A 22,221-nucleotide genomic window follows, 5' to 3' on the forward strand; every position below is an offset into this window, starting at 1 on the left:
GACCGGTCGCGCAGCTAGTCGGCGGAGCCGGGCCCCCAGTCGGGCATCAGATCCCACGGCCCCGAAGTCAACTTGACGCGATCGGTGCCGTCGCGGTCGATCCTGAACAACCATTGCTCGTCGGAGTACACGATCGCGCCGCCGTCGGGGGCCCAGCTCGGAAACCTGAGCACTCCGGAATGCCCGCTAGCGGCTATGAGCCGGTCTTGACCGTTCCGGTCGAATCGGTGGATGACGATGTCGGGTGCCCGTTGCTCGGAGGCGGGCCAATCTTCGCCCACTAATAGAGTTCCCTCGGGTGACCAGTCGGGATCGCCAAGCCCAGGTCCTATCACTCGGGGTTCCCCTCCATCCGCGGCGACGACACAAAGATCGTCTCCGCACTCGAACGCGAGCGACTTGCCGTCGGGTGACCACGTGGGCCCCGATCCCCTTCCTCCGGTGATCGGGTTTGGCTCTTTGAGCTGGCCGGAGACAAGGCGCTCACGGGTTCCGCTCGCTAGGTCCGCCACCCAGAGGTCGTTTCCCTGCGCGTAGGCGACGCGGCGTCCGTCCGGAGACCAGGCTAGCTTGCCGCACCTCCCGACCCCCGGACAGAGGCCGAGATCTCGTCTATTGCTGCCGTCCGCGTTCATGACCCAGAGGTCCTGGGCGGTGACGTCGGGGGGTCGCACTATGACAAAGGCGATGTGGGCGCCGTCGGGTGACCAGCTCGGCCAGAATTCCATCAGCTCCGTCCGAGTCAGATTGACCTCATTGGTTCCGTCGGGATCCATGACCCATATGTCCACGTCGCCGGTGTTGTAGCCGCCGGGCGCGGGGATCGCCCTCGCCCAGGCGATCTTTCCCGCCCCCGAGGCGGGCTCGGGGACCCCGACCTGGGATCCGTTCTCCTTGGCCGCCGTTATCGGATCGGCCGGTAGCAGAGCCTTGAGCTTCTTCCGATCGGACTTGTGGATGTCCTGTCGCCCTGCAGCGGTGAGATCCCGGCCCCTGTCCGCAACTCGGTCACCGGCCTCAACAGGCTCGGGCTCGGGGTCGATCACAGCGTCGATCGCCGAGGTGACGGCAGAGTCGACGGCCGAGTCCGCCGCCTTGGCGACGTCGGCGACCGCCTGGGGGATCCCTCCCTTGCGACCGACCTGTATCGAGGACAGGACTGCCACCGCCGCTACCAGCGCCACGCCCTTCCGCCAGTCGAATCTCTCACGGGAGGCCGCCCGCACCCGCGACAGCTCGGGAAAGAAGTTGGGCGCCCAGACCTCACGCTCTGTCTTGCGGCGCGGGATCCGAGCAACCAGAGGACGCACGTGCGAGTACTTCACCGCGCTGAGCTTGCGACCGAGGCCCAGCTCGAGCTCGGTCACGAACTCCCCACATGTCAGGTAGCGGTCGTCGGGGTGCTTAGACATCGCCCTGAACAAGACGTCGTTGAGCCCGCCGGGAAGGTCGCTGCGCTTCTCCGTCACCAGCGGCGGGTCTTCGTGGATGTGGGCCCATACGGCCGAAACCTCGTTGTCTCGTTCGAACGGAATGGATCCCGTAAGGGACTCGTAGACCACGCACGCCAGCGCGTAAACATCGGCCCGACCGTCGGCGGGGATGCCTTCGATGATCTCGGGCGCCATGTAGGGGATGCTGCCGAACACCTGACCGGTTCGAGTGGCAGACGACTCCGACGCGACCGGGCGCACCAAACCGAAGTCGGTTAGGTACGCTCGATCCGCACTGTCACTGTCGTTTCGTGGGATGACCAGGATGTTCTGCGGCTTGACGTCGCGATGAACCATCCCCGATTCGTGCGCGGCATCGAGAGCGCTCGCAGCCTGCCGGAAGATCGACAGAGCCCTCCTCGGATCCAGCGGTCCTTCCTGTTGGATGAGCCCTTTGAGATCCGTACCGTCGATGAGCTCCATAGCGATGAAGAGCTCTCCGTCGGCCTCTCCCGATTCGAACACTCGGACGATGTTGGGGTGGAGGAGGTTCGGCCCCGCCTCGGCCTCGCGGACGAACCGATCCCGGAAGACCGCGTTGTCGGCAAGGTCGGGCGCCATCAGCTTCAGGGCAACTATGTGGCCACTGACGACCTGGGACGCCCGGAAGACAACCCCCATCCCGCCGCGCCCGATCACGGCCTCGACCAGATAGTCGCCGAACCGCTGGCCCACGCGCCGGTCCGAGCTCACCTGCGCCTCCTCGTTGCCGACCACTTCAAGCGCCCCCCTCGTCGTTTGTGCAGAGGCGTGAGAAAGGCCGGCACAACTGTGGGACTCACAGCTCCGTCCTCCACGAGATGTCCAGGCGCGGATCGGGCAGGTAGGCGCAGTAAGCCCCGGTCCTGATGGTCGCACGGAGATGGTCGCCGAGCTGCCCGTGGTGCTCCTCGATCTTCTTCAAAGCGTCCTTCACCGACTTCGTGATGTTGACGCGGGCCTTCTCGGCTTCGGATGCCGCCTTGCGATCGCGGCCTCCCAGTCCGACGCCTCCGGCGAGCTGGCTGACGAGAGCGTCGATCTCTTGCTGGGCGCGGGCGGCCCGCTCGGGGTCGTTGAACCCTTCCGCTTCTTCGAGGTCCTCACGCAGGTCCGCCAAGCGCTGTTTGTAGGCGGCCTTGGCGGTTGCATCGAGGATCACGCCGGCGTCGCCGAACCCGTCGGAGCTCAGGTCGTCGTGCTCGACCCGCGGCCCTGTCGATCGAGGGAGTGCGCCTTCGACGCTCGTGGCGAGGTCGAGAACATGCACCTCGCGACCGGGCACCTTCAAGAGCTGGGCGATGTAACGCAGGCCCTTGATGTCCTTCAGACGTGTCTCGCTACCCCCGTAGGAGATCGTCCAGTAGTCGCCCTCGCGTGCGAACACACCCGTGGTGGCCTCCGCCGCCGAACCGTGGGTGGGTGGCTCCAGGGTGAGACGGCCCTTCGCGATCCCGGCACGGATCTTTTCGACCTGGTCGGGGTCAGCCCCGGCCGCTTCAGAGACCTTCAAGGCGCGCTGGTACAGACGCACCGCCTCTTCGTATGCGTGTTGCGACATCGCGTGTTCAGCTGCCTGGACCGCGTACTTCATCGTCTTGGCCGCGTCGCCTGCCTGCGCCGACTTGAACCAGTGATGCGCTAGTTCAGGCAATCTGGACTCGAGGGCGGAGCCGTAGAAGGCCTCCAATGTTTCGGCAACGGTGCGATGCAGCCTCATCCTCTTCGCCGCCGTGAGATCTTCATAGAGCGTCTCGCGGATGAGGATGTGGGTGAACGCGTAACGCCCGAGCGCGCTCGTCTCCGAGATGACTTCAGCGGACACCGCTTGGCTCAATATCTCGAGCAATGCTTCCATCTCGATATCCACAACCTGTTGCAGCAATGTCAGGTCGAACTCGCGGCCGATCACCGAGGCCACGGACAGAAGCTCAGCCACTTCGTCGCCCAACCCCTCGAGGCGGCTTCGGATGATGCCCCGAGCTCCCTCGGGAACCCTGAAGCCCACCGAGTAATCAGGGCGGTGGATGTCACCCTTGTTGGTGAGCATGCGGATGGCCTCGTCTATGAACAGAGGGTTGCCTTCACTGGCGGAATGCACCGCCCGCGTGATCGCGTCGGAGGGTTGTTGCCCCGAGCTGCTGACATACATCGACTTCACGGCGTCCTCGTCGAGGGCGCGCAACGAAAGCTGCCGTCCGTCGCGCGCTGTGTCGGACACGATCCGTTCGTTGTCCGGCTTCCCGCGGCCCGCGATGTCGTCGTAGGTGCCAACGATCAAGAGATGTGAATGACGGTTCTGGCGCGCGAGGAACTGCAGCAGAAGTAGCGAGGACTCGTCGGCCGCATGTAGGTCCTCGAGGACCAACATCGTGGGTTGACTCTCAGCGGTGTTGTAGATGAAAGAGGCAACGGCATCGAACAGCCCGAACCGAGAATCAGGAGTAACCGTGTCCGACGCCGAGGTCATGCCGAGGCGTTCGCCGACCTGAGGGACAAGGTGGGCGATCTCGGCCGCGCCACCGGTTGTCGCACGCAGCGCTCCGTCGTCGAGCTCCGCGCAGAGTTGGCGCAATACCTGGATCCAGACCCAGTACGCCGGAGCGTCGACGGCCTCCCAGCAACGCCCGAACAGGACCCGCACACCTTTCGAGCGTGCAACGACTGCGAGTTCGTCTACGAGGCGGCTCTTTCCCATCCCCGACTGTCCGGTGATGAGGAACAGGGAAGGTCGGCCCGCGATGGCCTCCTCCAACCCACTTCGGAGCGCGCCGAATTCTGAGTCCCGCCCCACCAGAGGGGGACCGGTGCTCGCCGGCCTTGCTTCGTTCACGGGTACTGACCCCTCCGCCTCGTCGAGGTCCCCGAAGAGAGCAATGCCCATTGTGCTCTTCATTTGCTTCCGGGGCGTGGGGACCGGGGCCACGATCGTGGCCCTCTTTCCCACGACTGTCCAGCAATGGTGGATCCCTAGCTGGAGGCGACATGAAGAGTTGGTGGGGCCGGAGGCAAGCATCGGAGAACCACCCGGGGCTCAGGCAGGTCGACAAGCTCCTGTCCGGCAGCCCGGACGAGCTCGAGGTCCCGATCTCGGGCCTCCCGGGCCAGCTCGGGGAGCTGTTCTCCCTCTACGAGCGCCTATTCGAGCTAAGGGAGTACCGGGTCAAGGAGGTGGATCGACGCCTCGACGACCTGTGGATCGCGAGGCTCCGACGCGCAAGCAGCTGAAGGAAGCAGACGTTTTAGATCCGCCAACCCGGATCCACAGAGAAGGAGGCAATGATGAAGCGGTTCTTGATCTTGTTCATGATTCTCGGACTGATTGCGGGCCCCGTAGCCACCGCCGAAGCGAAGAAAACCCGAAAGCGGGTCGAGCGTACCGTCGGAGGCACCTACGACACCCAGTTCGTGCCTTACGGCGGACTGGTCACGAACACGTGCGACCCAGAGACGACGGTGGGGTGCGTGATCATCGAAACTCGTTCGAAGGAGGCGTTTTTCACCGCGAAGGTCGAGGATGCTCATGGACAACCGGTCCTAGTCACCGTCACCGATATCCCGACCGATTTCGGCCCCACCCGCACGTACGGCACGTTCTGCGGCGAGACCAAGGAACCCATTGCGTTCGATCGGGGTGAAGGACTGAGGTTCTCGATCGGATATTGGGATCCGGGGCTGCCCACCAACTGGGCGAGCTGTCCCCCCGGGTTCGGGACGACCGGAACGGTCAGCGTCACGCTCTCCAACCTTCCGTAGTCACAGACGCGCTCAGAGATCGATACCCAGGAGGTAGAGATGAAACGGTTCCTGACCATCCTCATGACCTTGTTTCTTGCGCTGACCCTCACCCCGGCCCACAGCGCGACGGTGGAGGAAGAACCGGCCCGCTCCGGAACGATCGTGTCCGGTCTTTCGGGGCTTCACCATGACGCGCTAATAGGTTGCGAGATGGCACCGGACTGCCGGGCATGGTTGGCCCACGACTGCGATCCGGCCCTGACCGGACGCGACCCAGCATTGAGCGCCTCGATCGAGGACGTCGCCGGTCTCGCCGCCGTCAGCCCGGTATGGATCTTCGAGCACGCGCCCGGCGCGGCAGCGTACGCCGCTGTCCAGTTCTGGCGAACTGACTGCACTGAGATCAGGAGGGCCAGGTGGGGTTCGGGAGAGTGCAAGGCCTGCTCCCTGAACATACCCGCGTCCGCCAGGTGGATGACCGTTACGGGCTACACGTACAACCCCTGGGCCGTGTGGCCTCCTATACCTCACACCTCTGGACCGCTGACCCTCAACTGGGTGCTCAGGCAACGGTGAGCGGTCCTCGGCCTGGGTCAACCATCGGCCGGAACACCTGTAAACCATCAGGCGGAGCCACGTCACCGATCAGGTAGTGCCGGAGTGTGGAGCACAGCACCCGGAGCACGACAATTCTGCGTGGGGGCGGCTGGACTCGAACCAGCGGCCACCAGATTATGAGTCCGGCGCTCTGACCAACTGAGCTACGCCCCCTGTGGAATCGTTCCATTGTCGCGGATGTTGACGAGAGTTTCGGCGACCTACAAGCGAGGGTCTACGGGCTCACTTTCCATAGCGAGCACGGCGAAGGCGCACTCATGGACACGACGCAGTGGCTCTCCTCGGACGAACCTCTCTAGTCCTTCGATCCCGATCGCGAACTCTCGACGTGCGACCGACCTCTTCCCACCCAGGGCACGGTTCCGAAGGCGTTCGAGGTTCTCCGGCATCGTGTAGTCCGGGCCATAGATGATCCGCAGGTACTCAGGCCCTCGACATTTCACTGCAGGCTGGGCGAGACCTCGCCGCCCCTTGGCGATGAATAATTTCGGCTTGACGACCATCCCCTCGCCGCCCTTGCCGGTCATGTCTTCCCACCAGGCGATAGCTGCCGCCTGACTCTGTTCGTCGAGTAGATCGACCTCGACGTTGGCTGTGGCCATGAGCAAAGGCTCACCGAACGACGCGAGATGGCGAAGTCGCTCCATGTGCCATCCGTGGTCGCGGTCGACGTGAACGGCACCCTCGGTAGCCATGATGTGGAAGGGGGCGAGTTTCAGATCATCCAGCGACTCGATCGGCCAGCAGTAGTTGCCGTAAGCGTCGACGTACCGGTGGAGGTCCTCAAGCCTGTTAGCGAACTTGTTCTTCAGAGCCGAGACGTCAATTCCAGCCGCTACCGCCGCATCCAGAACCGCAACCGTTGACGGCAGACCTGCTCGACCGGCCGCGCCGACGGCTGCGTACTGCGACTTCACGAGCTCCTGTGCTTTCGCCGACCAAGGCATCAGTTCCGCGTCGAGACAGATCCAGTCCGTCTGAAACTCGTCCCAAAACCCAGCAGACTCGACCGCGTTGCGGATGCGACCAAGAAACGCGCTTTCCAGCGCGTCATCGTCGAAGAAGCGGCGGGCCGTGCGCGTGTAGCAGATCCCGGAAGCGCCACCAAGAACACCGAAGCGTTTCTGCGCTGCCTCCTCGTCGCGACACACGATCACCACAGCGCGGGAGCCCATGTGCTTCTCCTGACAGATCACGGACGCCTGGCCCTCGTGCCGGTAGTAAGCGAAAGCCTCAGCAGGATGCTCCAGCAAGCCCTCCTGCTTGGAGGTTTCTGAAGGAGACATGGCTGGCGGGAGATAGATGAGCCACTTCGGGTCGACTGCGAAACGGCTCATGACTTCAAGCGCGGCGGCAGCGTTCTCCTCTCGAACCGTCAGGTTGCCTCCCAGGCGCGTCGTCACGATGCGTTTGCCGAATACGTCCTCCAGATCGAGCACATCGTCATGACGCTGCTGCGCAGACAGCAACGGCGCCTGTTCTTCCTCAGGGATGAACGGCTTCGCCGGCTCTGCGTAGGTCTGGCGGGCTGGAACCGACACGAATTCCAACTCTGGGTAGCGGAGGGCCGTGAGCTTTCCCCCGAACACGCATCCGGTGTCGATGTTGACGGTCTTGTTCAGCCACTCGGGCTCTGGCACCGGCGTGTGTCCGTACACGACACGCGCATTGCCTCGGTACTCAAGAGCCCAGTTGTAGCGGATGGGAAGCGCGAACTCGTCGGTCTCCCCCGTCGTCTCTCCGTACAGTGCGAAGTCGCGCACCTTCCCGGACCCACGGCCTTGCATCTCTTCACGCATGCCGGCGTGCGCGACGACTAGCTTGCCCTCGTCATAGACGTAATGACTCACGAGACCATCGAGGAACTCGACGACTTCCTTCTTGACTGCATCCTGCTGCTCTGTTGGGAGCGCATCGATCTCACCCAGCGATTTGTCGAGCCCATGGGTGATCTGGACGTTCCGCCCACGCAGGGCGCGAACCAGCTTCATGTCGTGGTTGCCTGGTACGCACCACGCTTCTCCCGCTTGGGCCATCGCCCGAACGAGATACACAGTGTCGAGTATGCGCGGACCACGGTCCACGAGGTCACCGACGAAGACCACCTTGCGACCCTCAGGATGCGCATAGATGCTCTGACCCTCGCGGTCGGTTCTCTCGTATCCGAGCTCTTCAAGTAGCTCTTCGAGCTCGTCGCAACAGCCGTGGACATCTCCGATGATGTCGAACGGCCCCCGGATATGGCGGAGGTTGTTCCACAGCGGCGTCCGTTCGATCGTGACTGACTCGATCTCCTCTACCGACTTGAGGACGAACTGGTGGCGGAAGCCGTCGCGTTGCAGCCGACGGATCGACTGACGCATGTGCCGGCTCTGCTGGCGGATGACGTGAGGGCCGAAGTTGCGGTCGTCTCGCTTCTCGTTGCGCTCCTGGCAAAGCTTTTCGGGCAGGTTGAAGACGACCGCTACTGGGAGGCAGTGGTACTGGCGCGCGAGGGCGACCAGAGGCTTGCGGTCCTCGGGCTTGACGTTGGTGGCGTCGACCACTGTGAGCTTTCCCGCCGCGAGCCGCTTGGCTGCGATGTAGTGGAGAACGTCGAAGGCATCTCCAGTGGCGGCTTGGTTGTTCTCGTCGTCAGAGACCAATGCGCGGCAGAAGTCTGACGAAAGAACCTCGGTCGGCTTGAAGTACTTGGCGGCGAACGACGACTTGCCGGCACCTGAGGGTCCGATTAGTACGACGAGCGAGAGCTCGGGGAACCTGAGGTTCATCGTGTGAATACCGCCATCTGGGTCGGCGGCCCGACTTCCTGATCCTCGGGTCCCACCGGGACGAAGCGCACCGAGTAGCCGAACCGCTCGGCCACACTGCCCGACCACGCTTGGAATTCCTCGCGCGTCCATTCGAAGCGATGGTCCCTGTGCCGGAAGGTGCCGGCAGGCAAGGTCTCGAACCGCACGTTGTATTCGCTGTTGGGAGTGGTGACCACGACAGACCCCGGCTTTGCGAAGTCGAAGACCACACGCTCGAACGCAGCCAGGCGTGGTTGGTCAAGGTGTTCAATCACCTCAACTACTGCGGCCGCGTCGTATCCCTCCAAACGACGGTCCCGGTACATCAGGGAGCCGTGCAACAACTTGATCCGTTCGCGGTGCCTCGGAGCTAGCCGGTCGAGGTGAAGCCGGTTCTCAGCTATGTCGAGGGATCGAAGCGAGATGTCCATCCCAGCGATCTCTTCGAACTGTGATTCCTTCAAGAGCAGCTGAAGGAGCTTCCCTTCGCCGCAACCCAGGTCAAGCACTCGGCGCGCACCAGAAAAGCGCAAGGCCGCCATTACCGAGCCGAGGCGCGCTTCATTGAGGCTGATCCTCTCTTCGACCACAGCTTCTTCAGTGGCGCGGGCTTCCTCCTCTTCTTCCAGGTTTGGCTCTTCTTCCTCAACGAGCTTGCTCAAGGCCTCTCGGGCGAGGCTCCAACGTCGCTTGAAGTAACGGCGGACGATCGCGTTCTTGGCGGGGTGGGACGCGAGCCATCCCTCTCCATGTCGGAGCAACTTGTCGATCTCGTCCTGGCTGACCCAGTAGTGCTTGGAGTTATCGAGAACAGGGACGAGCACATAGAGATGACCAAGGAGATCTTGCAGACGGGTCTCGGCTTGGAGCGCCACTGAGTAATAAGGGCTCTCTCCCCAGTCGGGGAAGCGGGGATCCAGGAGGTGGGCATCAGCCTGTACTTCATAGCCGAGCGGTTCGAAGAGCTCCCGCAGGAATGACTCTCCACCGCGACACGGCAATGACGGCAGGTGCGCCTCGAGCGGGATCGCCGCATCGACGAGGTCGGGTTTCTCCTTCGACCGGCCCCCGAGGGCCGACCCATAGATGCGAGAGATCGCAACACTCAGGAACGAGGACGCTGCATAGGGCCGGTCGTTGACGTACTGGTCGAGGGTGGCGCCGGCACCCTTGGGCTTGCGAACCAGGCCGACGGGGTCGACATCCAGAAGCATCGCCGCCGTACAGCGCTCTTCGGTCGCCTCGGGATAGAAAACGTAGACCTTGCCGAAGGAAGCATCGAAGACCTGCGGACGGGCCGGATTCTTATGGAGCAGATACCCGAGGTCGGTTGCAGGCTTATGAGTTGTAGTGAGGGTGAGAAGCAACATTGCCTCCATTCGGCGGCGTGGGAGGCGCCGACTGTCGTCGGGCCTCCCTTACCGTCGCGCTAGAACGGCCAGTCCGCGTCACGTCCCTCTTCGAGGACACGCATGGCAGTGAAGGCCGCGTCGGTGAACCCGCCGAACGTGTAACGACCCTTCTGCCCTGCATCGAACGCGCCGACTCGATACCCGCCCAGATTGAACGTGTAGATGAGTGGTACCGCGGCCAGCGCCCTGGGGTCGGCCACCGAATCATGAGCCTGCTCGTCGGTGAAGACCACGACACGGTCGTGACCGTCGTAGTTAGCGAGCAAGGCGGTGTAGAGGAACGTGCCATGGCCTACCGATCCGATCGCCTTCCCCACCGACTCGATGTAGCGCAGAACCGAGTGGCCCTTCTTCACCGGCAGCGGCGCGTGGTCGGTACCGAAGATCACCACGTCCGCGTTCGCGGCACGCTTGGCCTGTGCCGCAGCGAACAGTGCCGCTACCTCGAAACGCTGAACTCGCGAACGGTTCGAAAGAGGTGACTGCATCGAACCTGACGTGTCGATCAGAACAAGCGTCCGCCCAGGCAGCTCAGGGATGTTCTCGACCGAGGTCGACAGCGCCGACTCCAGAGCGCCCGACCACGTTACGGAGGGCGCGAACTTGTACGCACTCCAGAAGCGATATGGGAACTGTCGAGAGCGTCGAACCTCGTCCGGATCCTCGATCTTCGCCACGACCTGCTTGACGACCTTCTTCGATACACCTGCCTCATCGAAGTTTCGAAGGTTTCGAAGCAGAGCCATGTAACCCATCGTGGGGATCACGGCCTCCCACGCCTCGGCATCCATCCCCCCGGGGAGCCATCCCGAGAGACGCTCCCAAGAGAAACCAGCGCGACGCAGTGCATCGGGGTCGCTGCGAATTACCTCACGGCGCTGATCATCCGACACGAGCTCAAGTTCAGTCGCGGCACGAATGGTTTCCAGACGATGGTCGTCCCGCAGGATCCATTCCCTCAGGCTCGCGTCGTCGTGATGACGCTTGTCCAGTAGATAGCGGAATAGGTCGCTCTGGGCCTGGTCCTTCGGCTGCGGGTGAACCAGTTCGATGACATCCGCCATGCGGATCGAACGAGAACGCCCGTCATAACGGAGCGCCGAATGCTCGTTGTACAGGCGCACCACGGCGTCAGCTACCCCGCGCTTAACGGCAGCGGGTAGACGTCGGCCGTGCTCGGCGAGCCAATAACCGAGGATCTCGGCAGGCTCGTCGGCGCGCTGCAGTGAGCGTGCGACCAGCGAACGCCCCTCGGGCCCACCGCCCGCGACGTACTCGGCAGCCATGACGACCGAAGCAGACCTCATATGCATCGTCTTGCGGAGGTACTCCCCAAGACCGATCTTCCCGTTTGCCGGATCGGCTCCCGCGATGAACTCAGGATTCGTCTGCGCGACCTCGTGGATCAGCTCAATGAAGCGCTTGTCGCGCTCGAACGAAGTCTCGTAGAAAGTCTCCTCCCCAATCATGTTCGTGATTGCCAGAAGAAACAGTTCGCCTTCCGGTGTACGAGCAAAGCCCTCTCCGCCCTCGTGCGTAGGCGCGACTACCCCACTGGACGCCACGGCGGCGCGCTGATTGGCACGTACCGGTCGCTTCTTGGTCCCAGAAAACTTGGGCATGTCCACCTCCCCCCTTTCGTTGTTGCCTTTCTACCCGTCGTCAGGAGGACCGACGGTGGGCCCGAGAACCTGAGGCGATGAAGGTTCAATCCAGGTGCTCTTCCGCTGAGCTAACCGCCTGAGCGGTGTGGGATTCGAACCCACGACGTCCTGGTCCAGAAGTAACCCGCATCTACGCATCGGGCCCACCGTCTATCCAGTCCATCCGAGAACCGATCGGCAGAGGTCAAATGCCGGCTCTTGCCCCTTCCGGCTTGCAGGAGCCGTTTCCGCGGCTCCGGGGTGCCGCGGCACTCGCGTACAGCAGCTTACGGAGGAAGTAACCCCTAGCCCTCGCATCGGATGGAAATGCGCTGCCTCGAGAACCCGGTGGCGAAAGGTCGAACTGCCATTCGTTATGAGCGAAGTAACCCTTCGCGCTCGCATCGAGACAACGTCGAGGCCGGAGAACCAAATCGGAGCGAGGTTGTCGGAATCGAACCGACCGACACGAAGGTTTCCCCCGCGCCCTGACGAAGTATCCCCACCCCTTCGCATCCGGCCAAATCTTCTCTCTGATAAGCCTCCTCTTCCTCTAGAAAACAAAAAAGCCGCTTCTTCCGAAGCGGCTTCAGTCCCAAATCCAACAGGAAACTACGTAGAAACCGCCTCTCTTGCGCGCCGATCGCCCGTCAGGCAACCGAAGGGCGACGTCAAATCGCCCGCGTTCGGCCGCGCCCAGACGCGCATGGGCTGCACAATCGATTCGTTCTTTTGGCTGCGGTTTCTCATTTTCTTCTCCATGACCGGTCGAGGATGATATGCAACGCGTTGCCTCCGGTCAAGGTTCAATTTCGATCTCCGTGGGCAACATCCTGCTCGTGGCGTCTTCAGAAGACTGACGTGGACAGAGGAACGTGGAACAAATGTGGAACATCGAAGGTGCATTGCTCTCGACATGCGCGCTGACCTGCGCTTTCGGGGCGAGCAACCGAGATGACCACTACGTTATGAGTCCGGCGCTCTGACCAACTGAGCTACGCCCCCGTGGTCTTGAGATGACACCACAACGTGGAACAAATGTGGAACATCTCGCATCCTGCATCGAGCGGCAGGCCTCTGACCCGCGCATTCGCGACAGAAAGCAGGATCTAGTGAAAGCTTATGAGTCGCCAGGCCTAACCGACTGAGCTACGCCCCCGATCCTCTTACTTTGATTCTCTGATGAGACGCAGACTGGCGTCGCGCCTGAATTAGGTGATTGTTGGCATCACTGCCGCTGCCAGCGCCGCCACCCATAGGTCTCAGCGAGCCGATCAACATCACATTCGCAGAACGTGCGTAGGCAGCCAGCCCGAATATCTCCACCAGCAGGAAAACGATCACGAGTAGCGGCAAGACAAGCGCCACGACCCAGGCGCGACGCCCGCTGCAACAGCAGCTAGTAGAGCGTCCGTAAGGAGTAAGTGCCCGAGGGTGCTTCTTAGTGCCGCGACCCACGTTGAGCGGTGGAACTACGCGAGGCGCACCAGCTGCGGCATTGGCCTCAGCGTCGTAGTACGCCTAGCGCCAAACCTCAAACGCCAAACTGCGGGCGCGGGGGCGACGTTGAACCCGTGCCTTGATCAGAAGGCTTCGACCGGGCTCGCGCCGCGTGTAGACGAGCTCGCCTCCCCCGACGAAACGTGCCCAGTGACGGGCGTACGCCTCGGCGAGCTCTTTGCGCACAGACAGCACCGTGGGGACGGGATGCAAGGCCGGCGGGTGTGTGTGGCTTCTGACGACGCGTCGCAGCAAGAGCCAGAAGGGCATCAGCCAAACAGTCGGAAGCCTTTGGTCGGATCGCTCGATCAGATAGCGCTGGTCGAGAACGGGGTCGAAGACCTCACGGAAACTGTCGATGAAGACTCTCGCATCTTCGGGGGATGCGTAATCGAGGAGAACTTCCAGACTGCCGTCCGGCATCCGTACAACTCGGACGAAGTCTGGCGACAGGTTGCCCGACACAAGTCCTGGGTCCTTCAATCCCTGCAGCACGGCCCGTCCAACGTCGAGAAGGATGGCATCGGGAGGTTCTTCAAAGATCAACCGCCGTGCGATCCGATAGGCCGCTCGAACGTTGAAAGCAAACGCGATGAGAACGCCAATCGCCAGCAGGATGACGCCGTTCCGGAAATTCAACACGCCCTCCAGACCAAGCCTCAGCATCACCCATGCGACTAGGAACAGACTCATCACAAGTGAGGCCCTGAACGAGCGAAGCATTTTCTTGAGCGTCTGACTGAGTGAAAAGACCGTGCGGATCCTCAGGTCCGACGGGTCCAGCCTGGAAGCGGAGTACGTAAAATTGCTGTATTCGTCGCCTACTCCCCAAGCGCTACGGGTTTGTTCACGAGTATTCACAGCACGCAGCATCCGGTTCGTGTACTTGCCGAAATTGATTTTCGAGAACTTGCGCGTAGCGAGTTGATAGGCTAGCTCGGGGTCTACATGAGTCACGCCTTTCACAACCCGACCAGCATCTTCCGGTGACAAGCGACCCACCTCTGAGTCGGCATCCACCCCGGATTCGAGCCCGGCGAACCATTCGAACGCGTCAACCAGAACCTGTTTGGTGCCGCTCACCGACACGGTCCCCCAGTACTGGTCATGTCGACGGCGAAACCGCCTCAGGTCGATGTCCCCGCGTTCGAATCCTTGAGCCACGCAAATGACATCCCAGTTGTGAGCCACCTTCTCCGGCCACGTTGGGTCCTTGCGGATGGTTCGGCCCCGCAATTGCTGGACGGAGGTCGCCGTAGTAACGCTTGTTAGATCGATCAGGGTATTGAGGGAGAGCGCGTCCCAACCTTCGCCCAGGATCCCTCTCGTTCCGACGAGACATCTGGTGATGCCTCGCTCGAATGCTCGGGTTACGAGAGCGACATACGCGCTGCTCGACCAGTCACGACCCTCTCCCACCACCTGCCAGATCTGCGCGCTGTCGGTCTCCTGGTGGCGACAGGCGGCACTGAATCCTTGTTCTTCGAGCTCCTGATTGAACCGATCGATCAGGTCCTGTCCATGGTCAGCATCGATGAGGAGGACCGATCCCGTCACAAGGATCGGGTCTAGCTGGTTCGTTCGCTCATCCGTGATGAGGGACCTGAACACTCGCTGCGCGCTCCCAGCATCTCTCTCGAGAACACCTTCTAGTTCACGCACACCACTGCTCATTCGTTCGAAGTCCGTGACCACGACCGCCCGGAGGCGATCCCTCAGCTCGTCCGCCTCGGCTGCCAGGATCTCGATCGCTGCACGGTCTTTGTTCGCCGAGAAGGAGAGCACGAGGTCGCCGGGTGACCTGCTGGAGCGGAGCCCCCGTTCCGTCAATGTGAAGCCGAAGTCCCGGAGCGTGCGCTTCAGCTCTTTGAACAGGTCTTGCTGGCTTTCCTCAGGGCTCGTCTTCAACACGTCCAGAGCGAAGCGCTCGAGGAGGGCGGCCCAATCCTGAAGCGTCATCTCTTCAACTGCCCCAGAGGGAATCTCTGCCCTGGGCAGGGAGCCGCTCGAATTCAGATAGCGGAGAGCTGCGAGGAAGAGGACCGGCGAGATCATTGGCGGGTCCACCTCGTCCTCGGAACTGGGCGTGTCGACTAGTAGCGAACTCACCCAGTCCTCGAAGGAGGATGAGGAAGTGACGCTACCGATCGCAACCTCGAAGGCATCCTGGACGCGCTCGAGGTACTCGACCTCCGTAGAGGTGGGAGGGACGAAGAACACAAGGTCCCGGTACGGGGCGAGATCCCCTTCCTTGACGACAGCCGGCGTCGGCACTTCGAAGTCAACGTCACCAAGAAGCGAGGTGTAGTTCTCGTACTCGTTTCCATCCTCGGGGCTCGGGAGTGTTGCAGTCAGCCCCACGACGTCGGGCTCGTCGATCCTCTCGATGAGACTTCTCAGAACGATCGCCCAGTAGTCCAAAAGGTGATGGCACTCGTCCAAGACGACCGTGCCTACGCCAGCATCGACTAAGTCATCGATGAGAGATATCGCGTTCGGATGGAGTACGGAGGTGGGGTCGACGGCGCCTTCCCGCAAGGAGGAACGACGCAAACGTACGCAACGACGTCCGATCTCTCGGCGGAAGTCCTCAGGGTTGTTGGTACGGAGCGTCTCGAGTCGCACCTTCGCGGCGGCTTCGTCGGAGGTCTGGTCGTCGCGGACCAGCTCCTCGATCCAAAGCTTCTCAGCTAATTCCCTCAGCCGTTCGTCTGCTTCTCCGGGAACCGAGATGAGCTGGTATGTGAAGACGTTGATGGCTGCACGGTCGTCGGCGTCTGTGCTTACGAGTCCGTCGACGGACTCCCCGCCCGGGAGGAACATCGCGACCTTCGCTCGCCACTGCTCCTGGATGGTCGTCGTGGGTGCAAAGACAACAGCTGGTCGGCCGAACCGCCGGATGAGTTCCAACCCGACAATCGTCTTGCCCGACCCTGGAGGTGACACGAGATGATGCCTACGGTCGCCGGGGCCCGCCTCAACGAGACTGAGCATCATGTTCTGATACTTCCGGAACGGGTACTGGAACTTCAGGCGCGCCAATGGGGTTGCAAGATCTGCTGCGCTCTCATCCCCCACGACGTTCCTCCAGCAGTTGGTCGTCGGTAGCCGCACCTGCCGACATGACGAATCCGCCCGATTTCGGCTCACCCTAGCCCCGGGCTCGTCCTCAGTAGGGGCATTGATCTCGGCGGCCACGACCGCGCTGAGAGCCCTGATGTGGGCAGCTAGACGTGGAACAGATGTGGACAATGAAGCGCGCGGAGACACGCGACGGGTGCTCCACCACCCTCTCGAGCCTGAGCTCCGCATCCAGGTCTTCTGCAGGCGAGCTCTGACCTGCGCAGACGCGCTCAGAAGAAGTTGGGTTACCGCTTGAATTATGAGTCGCCTGCTCTGACCAACTGAGCTACGCTCCCGAGCCTGCGGCGACCTCGTCCGAGACTACGCCGAAGAGCGCCGCGCGGGCCACGAGCTAAAGTGCTACCACCATGGGCCTCTGGCGCCCGTCCCATTCTGCACGGCCCAACCGCAGAGGATTAGGGGGACCTTCGCAGTGTGGCCTCGATACGAAGAATCTCGTCGTGGTTAACGCCGTCGCCGACGGCGGACTCGCCGCCGACCAATTTGCCGATAGCCGACCCTCGCCTGGCAGAGACGCGGGCACATTCGACCAAGGTGCCGTAACAGGCGCTGTCGCGTGCGAAGTTCGGAAAAGTAACCTCAATCTGGAGCTCGGTGGTACCTAACCTGCCTTTGTGCCAGAACGAGTTGTCGTGTCCATGCGGCGCGTCCTGAAAGACATCGTTCGGCTGCGACAACTGATAGGGCGAATGCTTCCACGGAACGCTGGCTGATACCGACAATGGGCCCAGTCGTTCATGAGTTATGCCCTTCACGAGTCTTACGGGCATGCCCGCGGACTTCAACACCGCAACTAGCGCCGCATTGTCACTGTGCACCCACGGGACGTACAGTTGCGCTCCCGCTAGTCCCAGAGTCATCCCGGATGCCGCTCCCTTAGGGTCTGCGACGTGGATCCCCACCAGGCTAACCATCGCTGGACCCGCCGGAATCTCATCGATAACGACATCGCCACACGAGTAGACCCAGAAAGAAAACGCCGCGCCCTCCGACGCAAGCTGGTAGCCGTTCGGCAGATACGCGCTTAGCCGCTCCTCGGATCCGCGAAAGATGTAAATGCTGAGCAGACATCGCTCCATGTCGATCCTCGACGTCTCTTCGGTTGCACGTCTGGAGCTAGCGCCGCTCGACATCGGCGCAAGGACGACGACCGCGATTGCTGCCACGCTCGCCTTTTTCAGAAAAGTCGTCATTACTAGGGCCTCCCGATAACGCCGCAGGACGTTCGCCGCCAAAGGTTCGGCCCCGCAACTTGCCGTGTAAAGAAGATCTGAGGCCCTGCCGGTCCGAGCGCGGAAGCCTCAGACGACCCGTGAAACGGAACGACCAATGCGTTGTCTGCCAAGAAGGCGACCTGGAAGAAGTCGTCCTGGGAGACGCTGTCAGGGAAACCCTGCTGCGTCAGCCGGGCGTAGTTCGATGCGGGACCACGGCAGCGGGAAGTACCAGCTCCCGTTTCGCGACAGCGCGAGCGATCTCTCCAGATCATGCCGTAGAGGAAGTTGTCTCCTCCAACGACCGACCGAGGATCAGCCGCGAATATCACGCCGACATCGCCCGTGGGGCCAGCAGCGACCCAGGGGTGACCGAATTCGCCCTCGAACGGAGTTACGTCGTAAATCTTCCAGGTAGCTCCGTGATCCCGCGAGCGCGCCAGCTTCAACCTGCGGAGGCCGTCGCCCCAGAGCGCGGAGATGGTGCCATCATCGGGTGACACCGCGATGGAAGGCCACGCGTAGCCGAGGCCGTCGTCCCGTCTCGCTCCGGGCCAGCCGAACCGTAGCCTCGCGACCTTCTTGCCGGTCCAGCTTGCACCGCGGTCATCGGATACATAGACGTAGACGGTGTCTTGCGATTCTGCGGGATCCGTCGTCCCGGTATCGATCGTTACGGCATACACGTGATCCGAATGCGGATCAGCAGCGATGAAGCTGAGGTCCGAGTGAGGCATCGTGAATCCAACGGGGTCGAAGGTCAAGCCACCGTCGGTGCTGCGATGGATCACGTCGTTGCCCCCTGGCTTCGGGTATGCGTTCGTTAGGAGGTAGACGAAGCCGTCGTGATGAGCGGCGAGCCACGGCCGGTCGTCGGTCCAGAGGGTAGGCAGGGCTGGACGCGCGAAATCGAGCGTCTCGCCGTGGTCGGAAAAGCGGTACAGGTGGTTGTCAACCAACCACGTATCGGCGTAGTACAGCCGATCCTCCCCGTCGAGCGCGATGTCGCCCTCCAAACCAAGAAGCCCTTGTGCAGGCTCATTCACCGCGGATATCGGCTGAAACGTCTTGCCTCCATCTGCAGAGCGCCAGAGCTCGTTCGTCCCGCTAGCGGCTGGAGCCGTGACGAAGATCACCCCTTCCGAGTCGACGTCGACCGACGGCTCGAAACCTGCGCCGAGGTGGAGCGGCCGGTCGAAAGCGACTGGCGTCTGGTCACACTCACGTGGCGGTGGCTTGATGCCACTGGGCGATGCCTCGCGTGCCTCTGACGGCGCGGCGATGGAGCCGGCGACGGCAATCGCGACGACTAGCACCACGAGTGCCACGGGACCGATGCATCGCCGCATCAGGGTCATCTCGCTTTCTGCGGCAGCTCGACAGCAATCGCAGGCGGTCTGTGAGTCTCATCGGCAAACGACGTAACCAAGCGGCCATCTGGCAGGAACGCGACGTTCGCGAAGTCAAAGCGCGCGCCCGAGACACGGGATCCCGCTGACGATTCCATGTTGCCGGCGCCGACTGCATAGACGTTCGCTAGACGGATGCGGTCGTCGGCTACATCGAATCTGAAGACGAAGTCTTGGTGCTTCTTGGTGCGCGTATCCCGAGCGTGTACGGCTACGGCGCTCATCGCCAGTGCTCCGTTGGTCTTAAACGACGTATAGAAGTCACGCCCTGCGAGGGTGTAGCCGGCGGGCAACTGGATCACTTTTGAAGTCCACGACCTACCGCCGTCACTCGTGAGGAAATATTCGAACGATGAAGAGCCATAGAAGACGTAGTGGAGGCGACCGCGCGAATCGGCGCGGAGGTGGCCGTCGGATGGCAGGGTCATGTCTCCGAAGCGCTGCTGGCTCTGTGGTAGCGAACCGCGAGGGAATTCGAACGCCGACCAGCGCAGTGTCTGCGGCGACAGGATCGCGAACTGCGGTCCCGCGGCATCGGTGAAGTCGGGGATCCTTGCTCTCCCGGCGATGGCACTGCCATCTCCGAGGGCCGTCATGCCCGTATCTTCGTGCGGCTGAATCCAGTCCAGGAGTGGCGTCGGCCGCAAGTCCAGCCATTTCTGCACAGGTGGTTGCACGACTTGTTCCAGGAACTTGTCCCCCCCTGGCGCGTAGGTCACACCGTCTGTGCTGTAGAGCCACGGGCTCTTGAATCCTGCAGGGCCACCCCGGACGATGCTGATGTAGTCAACGCGTGACCCCGCGATCGTGAACGGACCTGGGATAACCGCAATCTCGGGACGGTCGTAGACCGGTTGATGCACGGGCATAGAAGAGTAGATCCACTGCTGTTCGTCCGCCTCGAACTTGAACGACAGCAGCACATCTCCGATGATGATCCACGTGACACCTACGATGTCACCGCCAGGAGCCGCGAGCACGGCGCCTTCACCGAAGGACGAGGGAACCGGCAATGCCGGCCGCGGCTCGACGACATTCCAGTTTTGACCTTCGTCCGACGAGAACTTCAGGGTCGTCCCACCGAAGTCCAGCAACAACCCTTCTGGTGTCGTTGCTAGGAAGTTCTCGCAGCAGTTGCCAGTGCCCTCGATGATGCGCCAGCGCGTGCGACCGATCCGACGCCCACGCGCGTCGAAGGTCGGATACGACTCGGTTTCGACTTGAGCCCCCGTGAAAGGTTTAACAGTCGCGGGGATCCTCGCAGCTCGTTCATCTAACTCGAACGAATGATCCGCAGCTAGAAGGTTGGTTATCGTCGCGCCGCGCGGAGCACGAAGTGGCGGGAACGTGGCGTCTGGGCGACGAGGGTCGGACGCGAACGCCGCGCCGATCATCGCTATGACGAGCGCTGCCGCAACCCTCGCCCGGGGGCGCGAGACGCGCCGCCGTGGCGCACTCGTCGGATGCACCTTTTGCGTGACGCCCGACCGACACGCACTCATCAGCTGCGCTACCGTCGCAAGGCCCTGCTCAGCTGGCGTCGCAGATCGAGCCGGAATGCCTAACCGCCGTCTTTCGTGAAGAGCACGTATTCGAGCCATCAAATAGCTCCTGTGCTGTTCCGGTGCGTGACCGCAACGTCTGCGGTGCGCACAACACACTCCTGCATCCTTAGCGTCGGAAGCGATCCCATTCTTAGGGGGCGCCTGTAATGCCGCAGAACGAGCCACCAGACACGTTCGGACCTGACGTCTGACGCGTGTAGACGACCTGCATAGTCGGTTCACCCGTGATCATGCCGTACAGCCCCTCGACGTCGCCTTCTGGGGATCGGAAGGGCACGTTAAGAGCGTTGTCGGCGGAAAACTCCACCTGGAAGAAATCGAACTGGTAGTAACCGTCAGGAAACGGGGTCGGGGTTAGCCGCCCGTAGGCCGATGCAGGTCCGCGGCAGCGCGATGCCTTGCCACGGTCGCTATCTCGGCACGAGCCCTTCGCGCGCCACACCATCCCGTACACGTACCACTCGTCGCCTTTCACCGCCGTCGGGTTGGCGGTAAAGACCATTCCCACGTCGCCAGTCGGACCAACACTCATCCATGGGTAGCCGTAGAGGCCGTCGAACGGGGTGACCTCGAAGACCTTCCAGGTCCGGCCGTGGTCCCGGGAGCGGGCCAGCTTCAGCTGCTTGTTGCCCTCGCTCCAGAAAACGTACACGGAATCATCCTTCGGCGATACAGCTACGGTCGGGAAGCCGTCATTGGACCCAGTTTGGTCACCGTTGGTGTGAGGAAGCTCCTTATCCCCGATCTTGTGCTCCGTCCAGGTCCTTCCACGATCCGGCGAGACGTAGGCATAGAGTGCCGACCGAAGAGATGACGACTGAGGTGTGGCGGCGTCGAGCCCCGGAACGTGCAACGTGACCGCGTAGACATAACCGGAGTCCGGGTCGGCATCAACGAATCCGAGGCCGTGACTTTTGGGAGGAGTGAAACCAACGGGATCGAAGGTGAGCCCTCCGTCCGTCGACCGGTGGATGCCGATGCTCGCACCCACGTGCGGCGGGTTGATGCGCTGCTGGATATGGGCCAAGTAGACGAATCCATCGTGGTGCGCTGCCAGCCAGGGCCGGTCATCGGTGAACGCCGTGGGTAGAGCAGGGCGGACGAAGTCGAGCTTCTTCCCGTGGTTCGAGTACCTGTAGAAGTGGTTCTCGATCAGCCAGGTGTCAGCGAAATACAGCCGGTCTTGTCCGTCCACGGCCAGGTCACCCTCGAGTCCCTCTAGAGGATCCGTGCCTGGAGCAACGTCTACAAGATCGTGCATCGTTTGGAATGTCTTCCCGTGATCATCTGATCGCCACAGGCCCGACGCCGGATGTTCCGGCGTGACCGTCCCGACGCTGTTGGCCGCGGTCACGTAGATCGTCCCCTTGGAGTCGATATCGATGCTGGGCTCGAACCCTGCTCCGACAGAGACCGGGTCCCGGAAGGTCATCGGCTGCTGCTGACAGGCTGTCTTCGGCGTGACCCCTGCTGTCCTAGCCGAGGCCACCAGCGATCCGGGCCTACGACCAGCGTCTGGGGAGGAAATGACGGACGCGGGGATGAGCACGACGAGCGCCAGTGACATGGTTACTGTCCAGCTCAATTTTCCCCCTCGACTCGGTTTCCCAGCATCTCGCCCGCGGCGGTGAACGCCGGGTCGAGTGCCTTAGATGCTTTTGGCAGTACGGCGTGGAGTCCTGCGAAACGCCGGTGACAACCTCCGTCACACGCC

General features: G+C 62.2%; 13 protein-coding genes and 1 tRNA gene. 3 read left to right on the forward strand and 11 right to left on the reverse strand.

The window, feature by feature from the left end; translation table 11 throughout:
• Positions 1 to 14 precede the first annotated feature (14 nt).
• Both M3N53_07955 and M3N53_07960 read right to left on the reverse strand, forming a co-directional pair.
• Positions 15 to 2,186 (reverse strand): serine/threonine-protein kinase, encoded by a 2,172-nt coding sequence (locus M3N53_07955; protein ID MDP9068262.1) that lies wholly within the window; start codon positions 2,184 to 2,186, stop codon positions 15 to 17.
• An 85-nt stretch (positions 2,187 to 2,271) separates the two neighbouring features.
• A complete protein-coding gene (locus M3N53_07960) occupies positions 2,272 to 4,305 on the reverse strand; it encodes an AAA family ATPase (GenBank protein MDP9068263.1) in 2,034 nt (677 codons plus the stop codon).
• Positions 4,306 to 4,457: 152 nt separating this feature from the next.
• On the opposite strand from M3N53_07960, the gene M3N53_07965 reads away from it, so the two are divergent.
• From M3N53_07965 to M3N53_07975, 3 genes are read left to right on the forward strand one after another with little or no spacing between them, the layout of a single operon-like run.
• Positions 4,458 to 4,700 carry a hypothetical protein gene (locus tag M3N53_07965; protein ID MDP9068264.1) on the forward strand — a complete coding sequence of 81 codons (243 nt, stop codon included), beginning with the start codon at positions 4,458 to 4,460 and terminating at the stop codon, positions 4,698 to 4,700.
• A gap of 54 nt (positions 4,701 to 4,754) precedes the next feature.
• A complete protein-coding gene (locus tag M3N53_07970) occupies positions 4,755 to 5,228 on the forward strand; it encodes a hypothetical protein (GenBank protein ID MDP9068265.1) in 474 nt (157 codons plus the stop codon).
• A 39-nt stretch (positions 5,229 to 5,267) separates the two neighbouring features.
• Complete coding sequence (locus M3N53_07975; protein MDP9068266.1) at positions 5,268 to 5,786, forward strand: hypothetical protein; 519 nt, start codon at positions 5,268 to 5,270, stop codon at positions 5,784 to 5,786.
• Positions 5,787 to 5,907: 121 nt separating this feature from the next.
• Here M3N53_07975 and M3N53_07980 read toward each other — a convergent pair.
• From M3N53_07980 to M3N53_08020, 9 genes are all read right to left on the reverse strand, one after another.
• Positions 5,908 to 5,981 (reverse strand) — tRNA-Ile (locus M3N53_07980).
• Between the two features lie 47 nt (positions 5,982 to 6,028).
• Positions 6,029 to 8,599 (reverse strand): polynucleotide kinase-phosphatase, encoded by a 2,571-nt coding sequence (locus M3N53_07985; GenBank protein ID MDP9068267.1) that lies wholly within the window; start codon positions 8,597 to 8,599, stop codon positions 6,029 to 6,031.
• Positions 8,596 to 9,987 (reverse strand): 3' terminal RNA ribose 2'-O-methyltransferase Hen1, encoded by a 1,392-nt coding sequence (locus M3N53_07990; protein ID MDP9068268.1) that lies wholly within the window; start codon positions 9,985 to 9,987, stop codon positions 8,596 to 8,598. The genes M3N53_07985 and M3N53_07990 overlap by 4 nt, the downstream gene beginning before the upstream one ends.
• Positions 9,988 to 10,049: 62 nt before the next feature.
• Positions 10,050 to 11,654, reverse strand: coding sequence for a TROVE domain-containing protein (locus M3N53_07995; GenBank protein MDP9068269.1), 1,605 nt, complete (start codon positions 11,652 to 11,654; stop codon positions 10,050 to 10,052).
• Between the two features lie 1,542 nt (positions 11,655 to 13,196).
• The gene (locus tag M3N53_08000) at positions 13,197 to 16,253 is read right to left on the reverse strand and encodes a DEAD/DEAH box helicase family protein (GenBank protein MDP9068270.1); all 3,057 of its coding nucleotides are present in this window, start codon (positions 16,251 to 16,253) and stop codon (positions 13,197 to 13,199) included.
• A gap of 461 nt (positions 16,254 to 16,714) precedes the next feature.
• A complete protein-coding gene (locus M3N53_08005; GenBank protein ID MDP9068271.1) occupies positions 16,715 to 17,398 on the reverse strand; it encodes a hypothetical protein in 684 nt (227 codons plus the stop codon).
• 116 nt (positions 17,399 to 17,514) lie between these two features.
• Positions 17,515 to 18,882, reverse strand: a complete 1,368-nt coding sequence (locus tag M3N53_08010; GenBank protein ID MDP9068272.1) for a hypothetical protein — start codon at positions 18,880 to 18,882, stop codon at positions 17,515 to 17,517.
• Positions 18,883 to 18,887: 5 nt separating this feature from the next.
• Positions 18,888 to 20,444, reverse strand: a complete 1,557-nt coding sequence (locus M3N53_08015; protein ID MDP9068273.1) for a hypothetical protein — start codon at positions 20,442 to 20,444, stop codon at positions 18,888 to 18,890.
• 193 nt (positions 20,445 to 20,637) lie between these two features.
• Positions 20,638 to 21,939 carry a glycoside hydrolase gene (locus M3N53_08020; GenBank protein MDP9068274.1) on the reverse strand — a complete coding sequence of 434 codons (1,302 nt, stop codon included), beginning with the start codon at positions 21,937 to 21,939 and terminating at the stop codon, positions 20,638 to 20,640.
• Between the last annotated feature and the right edge of the window lie 282 nt (positions 21,940 to 22,221).

Source organism: Actinomycetota bacterium (genome assembly GCA_030776625.1).
Classification (GTDB): Bacteria; Actinomycetota; CADDZG01; order CADDZG01; family WHSQ01; genus MB1-2.

Excerpts from the sequence above, each read along its gene's own strand:
- M3N53_07970 (MDP9068265.1), top strand. The coding sequence starts at position 4,755 with ATGAAGCGGTTCTTGATCTTGTTCATGATTCTCGGACTGATTGCGGGC.
- M3N53_08010 (MDP9068272.1), bottom strand. The coding sequence starts at position 18,882 with ATGCGGCGATGCATCGGTCCCGTGGCACTCGTGGTGCTAGTCGTCGCG.
- M3N53_07975 (MDP9068266.1), top strand. The coding sequence starts at position 5,268 with ATGAAACGGTTCCTGACCATCCTCATGACCTTGTTTCTTGCGCTGACC.
- M3N53_07985 (MDP9068267.1), bottom strand. The coding sequence starts at position 8,599 with ATGAACCTCAGGTTCCCCGAGCTCTCGCTCGTCGTACTAATCGGACCC.
- M3N53_07965 (MDP9068264.1), top strand. The coding sequence starts at position 4,458 with ATGAAGAGTTGGTGGGGCCGGAGGCAAGCATCGGAGAACCACCCGGGG.
- M3N53_08005 (MDP9068271.1), bottom strand. The coding sequence starts at position 17,398 with ATGGAGCGATGTCTGCTCAGCATTTACATCTTTCGCGGATCCGAGGAG.
- M3N53_08020 (MDP9068274.1), bottom strand. The coding sequence starts at position 21,939 with ATGACCTTCCGGGACCCGGTCTCTGTCGGAGCAGGGTTCGAGCCCAGC.
- M3N53_08015 (MDP9068273.1), bottom strand. The coding sequence starts at position 20,444 with ATGAGTGCGTGTCGGTCGGGCGTCACGCAAAAGGTGCATCCGACGAGT.
- M3N53_07995 (MDP9068269.1), bottom strand. The coding sequence starts at position 11,654 with ATGCCCAAGTTTTCTGGGACCAAGAAGCGACCGGTACGTGCCAATCAG.